Source organism: Streptomyces sp. NPDC005070 (assembly GCF_053600395.1).
Genome location: NZ_JBSFZS010000034.1, coordinates 21,183 through 34,749, shown reverse-complemented (window position 1 = coordinate 34,749; position 13,567 = coordinate 21,183). Strand labels below are relative to the sequence as shown.

General features: G+C 70.9%; 13 protein-coding genes. 5 read left to right on the top strand and 8 right to left on the bottom strand.

Going from position 1 to position 13,567, the window contains the following annotated elements:
• The first annotated feature begins 160 nt into the window (after positions 1-160).
• On the top strand, positions 161-490 hold the full coding sequence (locus tag ACWEBX_RS14265; RefSeq protein ID WP_362406782.1) for a WhiB family transcriptional regulator: 330 nt from the start codon (positions 161-163) through the stop codon (positions 488-490).
• 247 nt (positions 491-737) lie between these two features.
• Here the strand turns inward: ACWEBX_RS14265 and ACWEBX_RS14260 are convergent, their stop codons facing one another.
• Positions 738-1,649, bottom strand: a complete 912-nt coding sequence (locus tag ACWEBX_RS14260) for a LysR family transcriptional regulator (RefSeq protein WP_451885142.1) — start codon at positions 1,647-1,649, stop codon at positions 738-740.
• Between the two features lie 79 nt (positions 1,650-1,728).
• Here ACWEBX_RS14260 and ACWEBX_RS14255 point away from each other — a divergent pair, with 79 nt between their 5' ends.
• The 3 genes from ACWEBX_RS14255 (at position 1,729) to ACWEBX_RS14245 (ending at position 4,088) form a co-directional block, all read left to right on the top strand.
• A complete protein-coding gene (locus tag ACWEBX_RS14255; protein WP_451885141.1) occupies positions 1,729-2,397 on the top strand; it encodes an MOSC domain-containing protein in 669 nt (222 codons plus the stop codon).
• A gap of 51 nt (positions 2,398-2,448) precedes the next feature.
• Positions 2,449-3,222, top strand: a complete 774-nt coding sequence (locus ACWEBX_RS14250; protein ID WP_451885140.1) for an SDR family NAD(P)-dependent oxidoreductase — start codon at positions 2,449-2,451, stop codon at positions 3,220-3,222.
• A gap of 161 nt (positions 3,223-3,383) precedes the next feature.
• Positions 3,384-4,088, top strand: coding sequence for an ester cyclase (locus ACWEBX_RS14245; protein WP_451885139.1), 705 nt, complete (start codon positions 3,384-3,386; stop codon positions 4,086-4,088).
• A 144-nt stretch (positions 4,089-4,232) separates the two neighbouring features.
• Here ACWEBX_RS14245 and groL read toward each other — a convergent pair whose 3' ends face one another.
• From groL to ACWEBX_RS14225, 4 genes are all read right to left on the bottom strand, one after another.
• Positions 4,233-5,858, bottom strand: a complete 1,626-nt coding sequence (gene groL, locus ACWEBX_RS14240) for a chaperonin GroEL (RefSeq protein ID WP_451885138.1) — start codon at positions 5,856-5,858, stop codon at positions 4,233-4,235.
• Between the two features lie 152 nt (positions 5,859-6,010).
• A complete protein-coding gene (groES, locus tag ACWEBX_RS14235) occupies positions 6,011-6,319 on the bottom strand; it encodes a co-chaperone GroES (RefSeq protein WP_266761820.1) in 309 nt (102 codons plus the stop codon).
• Positions 6,320-6,672: 353 nt separating this feature from the next.
• Positions 6,673-7,425: a polysaccharide deacetylase family protein gene (locus ACWEBX_RS14230; RefSeq protein WP_451885137.1), complete on the bottom strand. Its 753-nt coding sequence runs from the start codon at positions 7,423-7,425 to the stop codon at positions 6,673-6,675.
• Positions 7,422-8,429, bottom strand: coding sequence for a polysaccharide deacetylase family protein (locus ACWEBX_RS14225; RefSeq protein ID WP_451885136.1), 1,008 nt, complete (start codon positions 8,427-8,429; stop codon positions 7,422-7,424). Before ACWEBX_RS14225 ends, ACWEBX_RS14230 begins: the two co-directional genes overlap by 4 nt.
• Positions 8,430-8,520: 91 nt before the next feature.
• Between ACWEBX_RS14225 and ACWEBX_RS14220 the strand changes: the two genes are divergently transcribed.
• Positions 8,521-9,720, top strand: a complete 1,200-nt coding sequence (locus ACWEBX_RS14220; protein WP_451885135.1) for a THUMP-like domain-containing protein — start codon at positions 8,521-8,523, stop codon at positions 9,718-9,720.
• On the opposite strand, the gene ACWEBX_RS14215 is transcribed toward ACWEBX_RS14220, so the two are convergent.
• The 3 genes from ACWEBX_RS14215 to ACWEBX_RS14205 all read right to left on the bottom strand — a co-directional run bounded on the left by ACWEBX_RS14215 (position 9,698) and on the right by ACWEBX_RS14205 (position 13,539).
• Positions 9,698-11,704, bottom strand: a complete 2,007-nt coding sequence (locus ACWEBX_RS14215; protein ID WP_451885134.1) for a cell wall-binding repeat-containing protein — start codon at positions 11,702-11,704, stop codon at positions 9,698-9,700. The two genes, ACWEBX_RS14220 and ACWEBX_RS14215, sit on opposite strands and share 23 nt — an antisense overlap.
• A gap of 150 nt (positions 11,705-11,854) precedes the next feature.
• Positions 11,855-13,138, bottom strand: coding sequence for an RNA polymerase sigma factor (locus ACWEBX_RS14210; RefSeq protein WP_451885133.1), 1,284 nt, complete (start codon positions 13,136-13,138; stop codon positions 11,855-11,857).
• Positions 13,139-13,182: 44 nt separating this feature from the next.
• Positions 13,183-13,539 (bottom strand): YciI family protein, encoded by a 357-nt coding sequence (locus ACWEBX_RS14205; RefSeq protein WP_151469210.1) that lies wholly within the window; start codon positions 13,537-13,539, stop codon positions 13,183-13,185.
• Between the last annotated feature and the right edge of the window lie 28 nt (positions 13,540-13,567).

Sequence of the window (13,567 nt, the reverse complement as noted above, 5' to 3'; positions counted from 1 at the left end):
CAACGTTTCATCACAACCCATGCCCCATTTAGCCTGTTTTCTTCCCATTTGCTGGTGTCTGAGGCTAGATTCGCAATGAGTCATATTTTCATCTCCTTAGATCGTAGATGTACGGTCGGTGGGCACAGAGCAGCCCAGAACGGCAACAAGGGGACACGCAATGGCAGATTTCTCCCGCCTTCCCGGTCCGAACGCGGACCTCTGGGACTGGCAGCTCCTCGCGGCCTGCCGAGGGGTCGACAGCTCGCTCTTCTTCCACCCGGAGGGTGAGCGTGGTGCGGCACGGAGCGCTCGTGAGAACTCGGCCAAAGAGGTCTGCATGAGATGCCCGGTACGCGCGGAGTGCGCGGCACACGCGCTCGCGGTGCGCGAACCGTACGGCGTATGGGGCGGACTGACCGAGGACGAGCGCGAAGAGCTCATGGGACGGGCACGCAACCGACTGGTCTCGGCGGCGGCCACGGGAAACGCTTCCGCTTCGAACAACTGAAGGAACGTTTCTGCCCTGAAGGTGCGTACAGCTTCGGTACGTACAGGTGAGTGCGTACGGTTTCGGTACGTACACAGGTGAGTGCGCACAGGCTGGAGGTGCGTACGAGGACGCACGCACAGCGTGTGTACGGAGCAAGCGTGTGTACGGAGCACGGGACACGCACGGTTCGTGCGCGGAGCGCAGGAGGAGTTGAGCCCGGCCGCAACGGCCCGGCTCCCTCGCGGGCCGGGCGCCGGGGGAAGTGCTAGCCGGCGGAGTGCCGGCGGACAACCGCTCGTGCCAGCCGGTCAAGCGTCGCGGCCACCGCCGGTACCTCGGCCAGGTCCGGGAGGGTGAGAGCGACGATCTCGCGGCGCACCGCGGGCTCCACCGTCACGGTCCGTGCCCCCTTCGGACGTACGGACTCGAGCGCGAGCTCCGGCAGGACGGCGACGCCCAGTCCCGCGCCCACGAGCCCGACCACCGCCGGATAGTCGTCGGTGGCGAAGTCGATGCGGGGCTCGAAACCCGCGTCCCGGCAGACCTCGACGAGCCGGCCGCGGCAGCGCGGGCAGCCCGCGATCCACGACTCGCCGGCGAACTCGGCGATCGCGACGGACTCCGCGCGCGCGAGCCGGTGCCGCTCGGGCACCAGGCCGACGAGACGGTCCGTCAGCAGGGGCCGTACGACGAGGTCGTCCCACTCCTCGGCGCCCGGAGCGCTCTCGTAGCGGAAGGCGAGCGCGATGTCGCAGTCGCCGGCCCGGAGCTTCTCCACGGACTCGGGCGGTTCGGCCTCCTCCAGGGAGACACGCGTGCCGGGGTGAGCCTCGCGCAGCGCGGCGAGGGCCGTGGGGACGAGGGTGGAGCTGCCGCTGGGGAAGGAGACGAGGCGGACGCGGCCCGCGCGCAGGCCGGCGATCGCGGCGACCTCCTCCTCCGCGGCCGTGAGGCCGGCCAGGATGCTCGCGGCATGCTTGACCAGGGCCTCACCCGCCTGGGTGAGGCGCATCTCGCGGCCCGTCCTGACGAGCAGCGGGGTGCCCACGGACGACTCCAGGGCCTTCATCTGCTGGCTGACGGCGGGTTGGGTGCAACCCAGTTCGCGGCCCGCCGCCGAGAAGGAACCGGTGGTGGCGACAGCGCGCAGGACGCGGAGATGACGAGCCTCGATCACCCTTCGAGCATAAGCGCATCTTGGGTGCGGCGCCGAATATCACATCGACGCTTTGAGGTGGATCGCCTAGCTTGGTCCCATGAAGCTTCTGTCGCTGAATGTGGGCCGGGCGCGGGCCGTCCCGTACACGGACCATCCGGAGGGCGTGACCGGCATCGACAAGCGGCCGGTCGACGGTCCGGTCCGCGTGACCGCGCCGGGGCCCAAGGGCGCCGGCGGGAGCGGGCTGGCCGGGGACACCGTGTGCGACCTGCGGCATCACGGGGGCGACGACCAGGCGGTGTACGCGATGGCGCGCGAGGACCTCGACGACTGGGAGCGCGAGCTCGGCCGGACGCTGCCGAACGGCGCGTTCGGCGAGAACCTCACGACGCTGGGGCTGGACGTGTCCGGCGCGCTGATCGGTGAACGCTGGCGGATCGGTTCCGGCGTCGTCCTGGAGGTCACCTGCGGGCGCATCCCGTGCCGCACCTTCCAGGAGCACCTCGGCGAGAAGCGCTGGGTCAGGCGTTTCACGCACCGGGGTGCGCCGGGCGCGTATCTGCGGGTGATCGAACCCGGCGAGATCCGTTCCGGGGACCCGGTCGAGATCGTGCACCGGCCCGGCCACGATGTCACCGTCGCCGTCCAGTTCCGCGCCGCGACGACCGAACGGGAGCTGCTGCCGGGGCTGTTGGCGGCGGGTACGGCCCTGCATCCGGAGTCGCTGGCGGCGGCGCGGGAGTACGTGGCGAAGTACGGCGGGTAGGGGCGTCCGGCTCCGGCGGCGGGGGTCTCGGTCTGTCACTACCCTTCTGCCATGACAACGGCTCTGATTACGGGATCGACCGCGGGGATCGGTGCCGCCTTCGCGCGGCGGCTGGCGGCGGACGGGCACGACCTCGTGCTGGTGGCGCGGGACACGAAGCGGCTGCGCGAGCAGGCGACCGAGCTGCACGACCTGCATGGCATCGAGGCGGAGGTGCTCACCGCGGACCTGGCGACGGACGCGGGCATCGAGGACGTGGCCGCCCGGCTGTCCGACCGCAGGAACCCGGTCGACCTGCTGGTCAACAACGCCGGCTTCGGCAACAAGGGCCGCTATCTGGACGTGTCGATGGCGGACGAGCTGAAGATGCTCAAGGTGCACTGCGAGGCGGTGCTCCGGCTGACGTCGGCGGCGGCCGAGGCGATGCGGGAGCGCGGCCGGGGCGGGGTCGTCAACGTGGCGTCGGTGGCCGCGTTCGTGCCACGGGGTACGTACGGGGCGTCGAAGGCGTGGGTCGTGCAGTTCACGCAGGGCGCGGCGAAGGATCTCGCAGGCAGCGGGGTGCGCCTGATGGCGCTGGCGCCGGGCTTCGTGCGCACCGAGTTCCACGAGCGCGCGGGGATGGGCACGGACAACATCCCGAACTGGATGTGGCTGGACGCCGACAAGCTGGTCGCGGTGGCGCTCGCCGATCTGGCCCGCGGCAGAACCCTGTCGGTCCCGGACCCGCGGTACAAGGTGCTGATGGGCGTGGTGAAGGTGACGCCGCGCGCGCTGCTGGGCGGGATCTCGTCGAGGACGGGGCGGAAGTACGGGCCTCAGTGAGCCAAGGGCCCCTGTGGGCCGGGTACTCGCGATGATCGTGCTGTGGGTGGTGCGGCTCCTCCCGGAGGAGCTCGCGATGATCGTGCTGTGGGTGGTGCCGCCCCTCCGGTGGGAGGATTGAAGGGGGTTTCGACCGGACCAGGGGGGCCGGAGGCGGCGCCATGACTTTCGTACAGCTGATCGACTGCAAGACCAGTCGGTTCGACGAGATGAACCAGCTGATGGACACCTGGGTCGAGAAGACCCAGGGGAGACGGACCGCGACGCACAGCGTCATCGGCAAGGACCGCTCCGACGCGAACCACTTCGTGGAGATCGTGGAGTTCCCGTCGTACGAAGAGGCGATGCGGAACTCGAAGATGCCGGAGACCGAGCGGATCTTCCAGGAGATGGTGGCGCTCTGCGACGAGATGCCGACCTTCACGGACCTGGACGTGGTGCGCGACGACCAGCTCCACGCGGCGAACATCCGCAGGTTCTTCGAGATGGTGGCCGCCCCTGGTGAGCTGGCGCCGCTCGACGGGCTGATGGCGGAGAGCTATCACGACCACGATCCCGCCCGTGAGCAGGACGCCATCGGCCTCGACGCGGTGCGGCGCGTGATCGAGATGTGGCGGAGCGCCTTCGACATGGCGTTCACGATCGAGGACCAGATCACGGAGGGCGACCGTGTCTGCACCCGGTGGTCCTGGAACGGCACGCACAAGGCCGACTTCATGGGGATCCCGGCGTCCGGGAAGAAGGTCTCGATGACCGGCACGACCGTCTTCCGGTGTGCGGAGGACGGAAAGATGGCCGAGGGCTGGTGGCAGTACGACCGGCTGGGTCTGATGGCCGGGATCGGGGCGTTGGACGCGATGGGCTGACGGGTCGGCGCGCGAACGCGGTGGGCGGTCCGGGGCAGCGCCCACCGCGGTACCAACGCCGGAGGTCCCCGTTCCTTGTCGGAACAGGGACCTCTTCACGTCGTCACGCCTCGGTGGGCGTGTCCGCGCTCATGACGTCAGGCGTCAGTGGGAGTGCCCGTGGCCACCGTGACCGGCGTCGCCCTCGTCCTCGGCCGGCTTCTCGACGACCAGGGTCTCGGTCGTGAGGAGCAGCGAGGCGATGGAGGCGGCGTTCTCCAGGGCGGAGCGGGTGACCTTGACCGGGTCGATGACGCCGGCCTTGACCAGGTCGCCGTACTCGCCGGTGGCGGCGTTGAAGCCCTGGCCCTTGTCGAGCTCGGCGACCTTCGAGGTGATGACGTAACCCTCGAGGCCGGAGTTCTCGGCGATCCAGCGCAGCGGCTCGACGGCGGCGCGGCGGACCACCGCGACACCCGTGGCCTCGTCGCCGGTCTTGTCGAGGTTGCCCTCGAGGATCTTCACGGCGTGGACGAGCGCGGAGCCACCACCGGAGACGATGCCCTCCTCGACCGCGGCGCGGGTCGCGGAGATGGCGTCCTCCAGACGGTGCTTCTTCTCCTTCAGCTCCACCTCGGTGGCGGCGCCGACCTTGATCACGCACACGCCGCCGGCCAGCTTCGCGAGACGCTCCTGGAGCTTCTCGCGGTCCCAGTCGGAGTCGGTGTTCTCGATCTCGGCCTTGATCTGGTTCACGCGGCCGACGACCTCGTCGGAGCTGCCGGCGCCGTCGACGATGACGGTGTCGTCCTTGGTGATGGTCACGCGGCGGGCGCTGCCCAGCACGTCCAGACCGATCTGGTCGAGCTTGAGGCCGACCTCCTCGGCGATGACCTGACCACCGGTGAGGGTGGCGATGTCGCCGAGCATGGCCTTGCGGCGGTCACCGAAGCCGGGGGCCTTCACGGCGACGGCGTTGAACGTGCCGCGGATCTTGTTCACGACCAGGGTCGACAGGGCCTCGCCCTCGACGTCCTCGGCGATGATCAGCAGCGGCTTGGAGGCGTTCGACTGGATGACCTTCTCCAGCAGCGGCAGCAGGTCCTGGATGGAGCTGATCTTGCCCTGGTGGATGAGGATGTACGGGTCGTCGAGGACGGCCTCCATACGCTCCTGGTCGGACACCATGTACGGGGACAGGTAGCCCTTGTCGAAGGCCATGCCCTCGGTGAAGTCGAGCTCCAGACCGAAGGTGTTGGACTCCTCGACGGTGATGACACCGTCCTTGCCGACCTTGTCCATCGCCTCGGCGATGAGCTCGCCGACCTGGCTGTCCTGGGCGGAGAGCCCGGCCACGGCGGCGATGTCGGACTTGTCGTCGATCGGGCGGGCCGTCGCGAGGAGTTCCTCGGAGACGGCCTTGACCGCGGCGTCGATGCCCTTCTTCAGGAGGGCGGGCGACGCGCCGGCGGCGACGTTGCGCAGGCCCTCGCGCACGAGCGCCTGGGCGAGCACGGTGGCGGTGGTCGTACCGTCACCCGCGATGTCGTTGGTCTTGGTCGCCACCTCCTTCACCAGCTGGGCACCGAGGTTCTCGAACGGGTCGTCGAGCTCGACCTCGCGCGCGATGGTCACACCGTCGTTGGTGATGGTGGGAGCGCCGAACTTCTTGTCGATGACGACGTTGCGGCCCTTGGGGCCGATCGTCACCTTCACCGTGTCGGCAAGCTTGTTGACGCCGCGCTCAAGGGCGCGACGGGCGTCTTCGTCGAACTTCAGGATCTTCGCCATGGAAGCGGTTCAGCCCTCTCGGAAAATGTGGAGAACGAACCGCGCCCCCGGCGCCCGGCTCGAAATGATCGCGGGTGCCAGGGGCGTGGTTCACTGCAATGCTTGGTGCGGGGTTGCCCGGGGACGAACCCCGAACTCCCTTACCGGGTGAATTACTTCTCGATGATCGCGAGCACGTCGCGAGCCGAGAGGACGAGGTACTCCTCGCCGTTGTACTTCACCTCGGTGCCGCCGTACTTGCTGTAGAGAACGATGTCGCCGACGGCGACGTCGAGCTCGACACGCTTGCCGTCCTCGATGCGGCCCGGGCCCACGGCCAGGACGACGCCCTCCTGGGGCTTCTCCTTGGCGGTGTCCGGGATGACCAGGCCGGAAGCCGTGGTCTGCTCGGCGTCGAGCGGCTGGACCACAATGCGGTCCTCGAGCGGCTTGATGGCAACCTTGGAGCTGGTGGTCGTCACGATCCGACCTCCCCCTTCGGAGATCTCACGGGGTTAACTGTCTGAGGTGGCGACCAGGTGGATCCGTCGTCGCGGGTGCCGGACCTGCCCGTCGCTATTGGCACTCTCCAGGGGGGAGTGCCAGACCTGAGACTATGACTGTGATTAGCACTCGGTCAAGCGGAGTGCCAAAGGCGTCCGGCGTGGCGTGGGCCGGAAGGTGCAGGAACGCACCGAACGGGCGCACTCCGGAAGGGGCTCTCCGGCGAGAGCCCCTCGAAGCCGGTCCGCCACCCCGCGCTCCCGAAGGCCGTTCCCCGACCGGCGCTCCCAAGGCCGTTCCCCGCCCGGCGCCCCCAGGTCGCGAACACGGCCTAGAGGTAGTTCTCCAGCCGCGCCACGGTGAAGCCCTCGCGCTGGATCCTCCGGAGCAACCGGAGCGTGGCGTCCGTGAGACCGGGTTCGCCGGGGCCCGAGAGGATGTCGCCCGGCCGGAGCCGGTGCGCGTCGGCCGCCCTGCCGAGGACGATCGCGGCGACCCCGCAGTCGGCGGCGGCGCGCAGGGTGGTGTCGTCGTACCTGCCGTACGGGGGCCGCAGCAGCCGGGGCCGGACGCCGAAGCGCCGCGCGAGCTTGTCCTGTTGCCCGCAGATCTCGGCACGCTGGCCGGCGTAGGGCAGACCGCGCAGGGTGGCGTGGTCGACGGTGTGGTTCTGGAGGCTCGCGCCGACCGAGCGCAGCCGGGCGAGGCGTCCGTACCCGGGGCCGGCGACCCGGTCCGTGAGGAACATGCTGACCGGCAGGCGCAGTTCGCGGACCATGTCGGCGAACCGCGGGTCGCGCTCGGCCCCGTCGTCGTACGTCAGGAAGACCACCTTGTCGCGGGTGCGCACCTGGTTCACGACGGGCGGCAGCCCCGTGTCCGCGGTGCGCGCCGTGGTCCTGACGGTCACGTCCGGCGCCGGCGCGAGCGGGCTGGCCAGGCCCCAGCGGCGGTAGGCCGACTCCGTCGGGTGGACCCGCTGGGCGGCCTTCTTGCCGAGCCGTTCGATGGGGTCGACGGACTGCGCGCAGCCGCTGAGCAGTGCCGCCACGAGCAGCCCGGCGGCCGGCACCCGCAGCCTCACAGGTAGTCCTCCAGGCGTGCGACCGCGTACCCCTTGGCGGTGACCGTCCTCAGGAAGCGGCGGACCATGTCGGTCATGGTGCCCTTCCATGCCTCGCGGCCCTGGAAGTGGGTGAGAACGATGTCGCCGGGGTGCAGGTCCTGGCCCTCCTCGCGGTACTCCCAGTGGTCGGCGAAGACCTCCTCGTTCCAGATGGGCGCGTACCTGATGCCGCAGGACCTGGCGGCGCGCAGGGTGTCCTGGTCGTAGTTGCCGTACGGCGGGCGGAAGACGGTCGGGCGCCTGCCGAACTGCTTCTCCATCACGTCCTGCATGCCGCAGATCTCGCGCTTCTGCCGTGCGTAGGAGAGTGCGGGCAGGTAGGGGTGGTGCAGCGTGTGGTTGTTGAGCGTGATGCCGCGGTCGCGCATCCTCCGGAAGTAGCCGTAGTCGTCCTTGACGAGGAAGTCGCTGAGGAAGGCGGTGTACGGGATCTTCAGGTCGCTCATCATCCGCAGGAACGCGGGGTCCTTCTCGGCGCCGTCGTCGACGGTGAGGAAGACGACCTTGTCCTTGGTGGGGACGGTGGTGAAGACCGGCGGCAGCCCGAGTTCCTTCTGGTCGTCCACCTCGAACCCCTCGCGGGCCTCGATGACCGGCTTCCTGGCGGGCGGTGCCGGAGGCGTCAGGGGCACCGTCGCCACGCCCCAGCGCCTGGCGACGGCGGCGCGCCGGGTCTGTGCCGCCCGAAGCCGGGAGGCGTATGCGGCGAGGGCGCCCGCGGGGCCTTCCGGGAGCGCGACCCGTGGCGCGTGGGCCGGTTCGGCGGCTCCGCCTCCACCCGCGGCTCCACCCGCGCCTCCGGCCCCGGCCCGGGAAGCCGAGACGGCACCGGCCCCGGAAGCCGAGGCTGCGCCGGTCCCGGCGCAGCCGGAGGCGAGGAGGGCGAGGGCGAGCACGCCGACTCCCCAGCGCGCACCAGCCCCGTTTGCGCCGGTTTTATCATTTTGTCGTACGGGTCGCATGGAGCCGGATCCTCCCAGCTCACCACCCCCACCAGGGCCCCGACACCGCCGCGGGAAGCACACCGTCCACCGGCTGGCCCACAATGGCCGGGTGAACGACGTCTCCTTCGCCCCTCTCCTCACCGCCGAGGGCCGCGCCCTGCTCGACGAGGTCCGCGCCACGGAACCGGCACAGGAACTGGCCGTCGCCACCCGGCTGCGCCGCGAGCACCCCGCCGAACTGGTCTCGGCGGCCCTCGGCCAGGCACGGCTGCGGCAGCGGGCGGTGGCGAAGTTCGGGGCCGAGGACGCCGGACGGATGTTCTTCACCCCGAACGGGGTCGAGCAGTCCACCCGGACGAGCGTGGCCGTGCACCGCGCCGAGCGGCTGCGCGCGCTGGGGGTCCGCTCCGTCGCCGACCTGTGCTGCGGCATCGGCGGCGACGCCATCGCGCTGGCCCGCGCCGGAATCCGCGTACTGGCCGTCGACCGCGATCCCCTGACGGCCGCCGCCGCCCGCGCGAACGCCGACGCGCTGGGGCTCGCGGACCTGATCGAGGTGCGCGAGAGCGACGTCACCGAGGTGGACACCGCGTCCTACGACGCCGTCTTCGTGGACCCGGCGCGCCGGGGCGGCCGGGGCCGGATCTTCGACCCGGAGGCGTACTCGCCGCCGCTGTCCTGGGCGGTCGGAACGGCCCTGCGCGCACGGGTCGCCGCGCTGAAGATCGCCCCCGGCATCCCGCACGAGGCAGTCCCCGCCGAGGCGGAGGCCGAGTGGATCTCGGACGGCGGGGACGTGAAGGAAGCGGTGCTCTGGTTCGGCACGGAGCCCGGCCTGGTGCGGGCCACCCTGCTGCCGGGCCCACGCGAACTGCGCGGCCGCGGCCTGCCGGATCCGGAGGTCAGGGCGGTCGGGCGCTATCTGTACGAGCCGGACGGCGCCGTCATCCGCGCGCATCTCGTCGCCGAGGTGGCCGAGGAACTGGACGGCGGGCTGATCGACGGGACGATCGCCTACGTCACGGCGGACACCCTGCGTCCGACGCCGTACGCCTCCGCGTACGAGATCACCGACCGGCTCCCCTTCAACGTCAAGAAGTTGAAGGCGCTGCTGCGGGAGCGGGAGGTCGGTGTGCTGACCGTGAAGAAGCGCGGTTCGGCCGTCGAGCCGGAGGAACTGCGGCGCAAGGCCCTGCCCAAGGCACACGGTCGCGCCTCCGCGACCGTGTTCCTGACCCGGGTGGCGGGCGCCCCGACCATGCTGGTGGGGGCGCCCGCCAAGCCGCCTACTGCTGGTGGCGGGTGCTGAGCGGACCGAGGTCCGGGCCGGTGACGGGCCGCGGCGCCGTACCCGTCCGCACCGCCGAGGCACCCGCGGCAGGCCCGGCGGCCGACGAACTCGCCATCGGCGCAACGCCGTTGTAGTAGGGCGCGTACGTCCACTGGCTGCTGCTCGCGCTGATCGCCGTGCCGGCGGAGGTCAGCGCGGCCGTCGACACCGAGCCGGTGCCGCCGAAGGCGCCGATGCCGTTGATGTTCGCGGCACCCTTGAGCAGGTAGGACTTGGTGTCGGCGGTGAGGGTGGCGGCGTCCGTCCACAGCAGCGGGCCGAAGACGTTCATCGCCGCCGCGGCCGAGGTGCCCCCGCGCCAGCTGTCGGTGGAGGCCAGGGACACGCTGCCCGGCGCGCTCCACCAGAACCGCGCGAGAGCGGCCGCGGTGCCGGCGTTGGTGCTCGCCGTGATCGGGTAGTACGTGAAGGTCGACGGCCAGTGCGAGAACGGCGTGTGCGTGAGCGCGTACTTCGCCGAGGCGCCGACCGTGATCATGGAGGTGTCGCGCGGGTCGAGGCTGTTGAGGTACGACTTCACGGACGAGGTCAGCGTGTTGCCGTCGTTGAGCACGACGACCGCCTTGCCGCTCGTCCCCTCCGCGCCCGCGGCCGACGCGGCGGCGAGGGCCGAGTGGTAGTCGGTGCCGGTCGCGATGAAGACGTACGTCGGCGCGCTGGTGATCGACTTGGCGACGGCGACCGAGGTCGAGTAGCGGGAGGTGCCCGCCAGCCGCTTCGGGACGAAACCGAGCGCGGTGACCTTCGTCGAGACGGCGCTGCTCAGGATCGACGTGCCGCCGACGAGATAGACGCTCGCGCCCGGCTTGAGGGTCCGCTTGAGCTCTTTCTGCACGGACGTCGAGATCGAGGTGCCCGGGGTCAGCAGGACCGGCCCGTGCTTCTTGCCCGCGAGGGCGGGGGCGGTCAGCGCGTACGACTGGCTGTCCTGGGAGACCAGCACGGCGGACGAGGCGTTCATCAGTCCCGGCTCGCTCGTGCCGACCGTGTTCCAGGTCCAGCGGGACGCGGCGATGTTGCTGCCGTAGACGTCGGCGCCCCAGACCCGGGCGGCGGTGTTCTTGCGCATCGGCTGCCAGGCGGGCGAACGGCCGCCGTACGGGAACGGGCTGCCCACGGTCACGGAGTCGGCGGTGACCGTCAGGACCTTTATGGCGTCATAGGCGACGTGGTCGCCGACGGTGACGACCAGCCGGTCGCTCGCGGGCGCCCAGGAGGGGGTCGCGTAGTCGCTGGTGTCGTCGGTGAGGCGGCGCTCGCCGGTGCCGTCGGTGTTGATCGAGAACACCTGGCCGCGACCGTCGACGGTGCGGATGAAGGCGACCTTGGTGCCATCGGGCGAGATGGCGGGCGAGGCGCCCGCGACGAGCTTGGTCTCCGTCTTGGTGGCGGCGTTGTAGAGCACGACCGACGGCGTGGTCGTGGTGCAGCCGGTGCCGTTGCGCTGGAAGGCCAGCAGCTTGCCGGTCGCGTCGCCGCTCGGCACGAGGTCGCAGCCGCCGGTGGCCAGCAGCCGGACCGCGGTGCCGCCGCCGGCCGGCACGGCGTAGAGCTTCTTGGCCGCGGAGAAGACGATCCGGCGGCCGTAGGTCCAGTACGTGGGGTGGGACGCCGAGCCGTTCGCACCCGTGTAGACGTACGTCCCGGTGAGGCTGGTCAGGCCCACGGTCTTCAGCTCGCCGGCGTCCTCCATGACCACACGGCTGCCGTCGGGCGACCACGCGGGCGATGTGTCGTCGGAGCTGTTCGAGACACGCTTCATGGCGTTGCCGCTGGCGTCCACGGACATGATGCCGTCGATCTCCATAGCGATCTTGCCGTCGGTGGCCGGCCACCCGGCGACGTCGGCCGACGCCCCCGGTGCCAGGGCGACCGCCGTGCCGGCGGCCAGGGCCGTCGCCGCGGTCAGCGCCACGAGTCTGTGGCGCGCGAAGATTTTCAAGGGTGTACCCCCCAGGTTGGTGCGATGGGCTGCCGGACCACCTCGCAGGGGCCTACGGGATGAACTCAGAGCGTCATTCCCGTGTACGGCGGCGGCGCCACTGTAAGCCCTTGCGGATCACCTTGGGAACGGAGTTACCGGACGGGAACTTCACGAACTCCGCAGCTCACGCGCCCGTGCCTCCAGCAGCGCGCGTTCCCGCCCGTTCCGCGCCAGCGCGGCCGCCCGCTCGAACTCCGCGCGCGCCTCCCCCGTCCGTCCGAGCCGGGCGAGCAGGTCCCCCCGGACGCTCGGCAGCAAGTGGTAGTCGCGCAGGGCCGGTTCGCCGGCGAGGCCGTCGACGATGACGAGCGCGGGCTCCGGGCCCTCGGCCATCGAGACGGCCACGGCGCGGTTCAGTTCGATCACGGGGGACGGAGAGCGGGCCGCCAGCAGGCCGTACAGGGCGGCGATCCGGCGCCAGTCGGTCTCCTCGTAGGTGAAGGCCTGCGCGTGGCAGGCGGCGATGGCGGCCTGGAGGGCGTACGGTCCCGGGCTGCCGGTGGCGACGGCGTTGGCGCGGCCGAGCGCGGTGAAGCCGCGGCCGATCAGCATGCGGTTCCAGCGGCGGCGCCGCTGGTCCTTCAGGAGGACGGGCTCGCCGCCGGGCCCGGTGCGGGCGGCCGCCCGGGACTCCTGGAGCTCCAGCAGTGCGGCGAGGGCATGCACCTCGGGCTCCTTGGGCATCAGCTCGGCGAGCACCCGGGCCAGCCGGAGCGCGTCCTCGCACAGCGCGGGGCGGAGCAGGTCGTCGCCCGCCGTGGCCGCGTACCCCTCGTTGAAGACGAGGTAGATGACCTCCAGCACGGACCCGAGCCGGGCTTCGCGCTCGGGCCCGTACGGGACCTCGAAGGCCACCCCCTTCGTCGCCAGCGTCCGCTTGGCCCGCACGATGCGCTGGGCGACCGTCGCCTCCGGGACGAGGAAGGCGCGGGCGATCTCGGACGTCGTCAGGCCGCCGAGGAGCCGCAGGGTGAGCGCGATACGGGCCTCGGCGGACAGGACGGGATGGCAGGCGGTGAAGACCAGGCGCAGCAGGTCGTCGTCGATGTCCTCCGGGTCGGAGGGTTCGTCGAGGTGGTGCGGCGCGGACAGGGAGAGATCCCGCCCGACCTCCTCCAGCTTGCGCGCGTAGCGCTCCCTGCGGCGCACGAGGTCGATCGCCCGGTGCTTGGCGGTGGCCGTCAGCCAGGCGCCCGGGTTGTCCGGCACCCCGTCGCGCGGCCACTGCTCCAGCGCGGCGACCAGGGCGTCCTGCGCGAGTTCCTCGGCGATGCCGACGTCACGGACGATCCGGGCCACGCCCGCGATGATGCGGGGGGACTCGATGCGGTAGATGGTCTCGACGGCGGTGTCGACACCGCCGTCGGGTGCTCGGGTGGGCTGCTGTTCCACAACTCCCCATGAGACACCCACGGCGGCGCCGGGCCAAGGAGCGCTCAGCCCTCGGCGATCTCCCGCACCTCGCAGGTGACCGTCCAGTGCTCCTCGTGCACCTTCAGGAAGCGCTTGGTCCACTCCACGGCCTCGGCCATGTCCTTGCACTGCATGATCGCGTAGCCGCCGACGACCTCCTTGGACTCGGTGAAGGGCCCGTCGGTCACGGACAGTTCCCCGCCCGCGTAGTGGACGCGCTTGCCCTGCGCGCTGGGCGTCAGGCCCTCGGTCTGGAGCATGACGCCGGCCTTGGTGATCTCCTCGATGAGCTCACCCATCCGCTGCATCAGTTCGGGGCTGGGGCCTTCGGCGGGCGCGGTGCGCTCGTCGATCTGGACCAGGGAAAGGTAGCGGGGCATGGTGACTCCTCGTGTTTCGGTGCCTCGG

Excerpts from the sequence above, each read along its gene's own strand:
- ACWEBX_RS14205 (WP_151469210.1), bottom strand. The coding sequence starts at position 13,539 with ATGCCCCGCTACCTTTCCCTGGTCCAGATCGACGAGCGCACCGCGCCC.
- ACWEBX_RS14255 (WP_451885141.1), top strand. The coding sequence starts at position 1,729 with ATGAAGCTTCTGTCGCTGAATGTGGGCCGGGCGCGGGCCGTCCCGTAC.
- groL (WP_451885138.1), bottom strand. The coding sequence starts at position 5,858 with ATGGCGAAGATCCTGAAGTTCGACGAAGACGCCCGTCGCGCCCTTGAG.
- ACWEBX_RS14250 (WP_451885140.1), top strand. The coding sequence starts at position 2,449 with ATGACAACGGCTCTGATTACGGGATCGACCGCGGGGATCGGTGCCGCC.
- ACWEBX_RS14265 (WP_362406782.1), top strand. The coding sequence starts at position 161 with ATGGCAGATTTCTCCCGCCTTCCCGGTCCGAACGCGGACCTCTGGGAC.
- ACWEBX_RS14225 (WP_451885136.1), bottom strand. The coding sequence starts at position 8,429 with ATGCGACCCGTACGACAAAATGATAAAACCGGCGCAAACGGGGCTGGT.
- ACWEBX_RS14245 (WP_451885139.1), top strand. The coding sequence starts at position 3,384 with ATGACTTTCGTACAGCTGATCGACTGCAAGACCAGTCGGTTCGACGAG.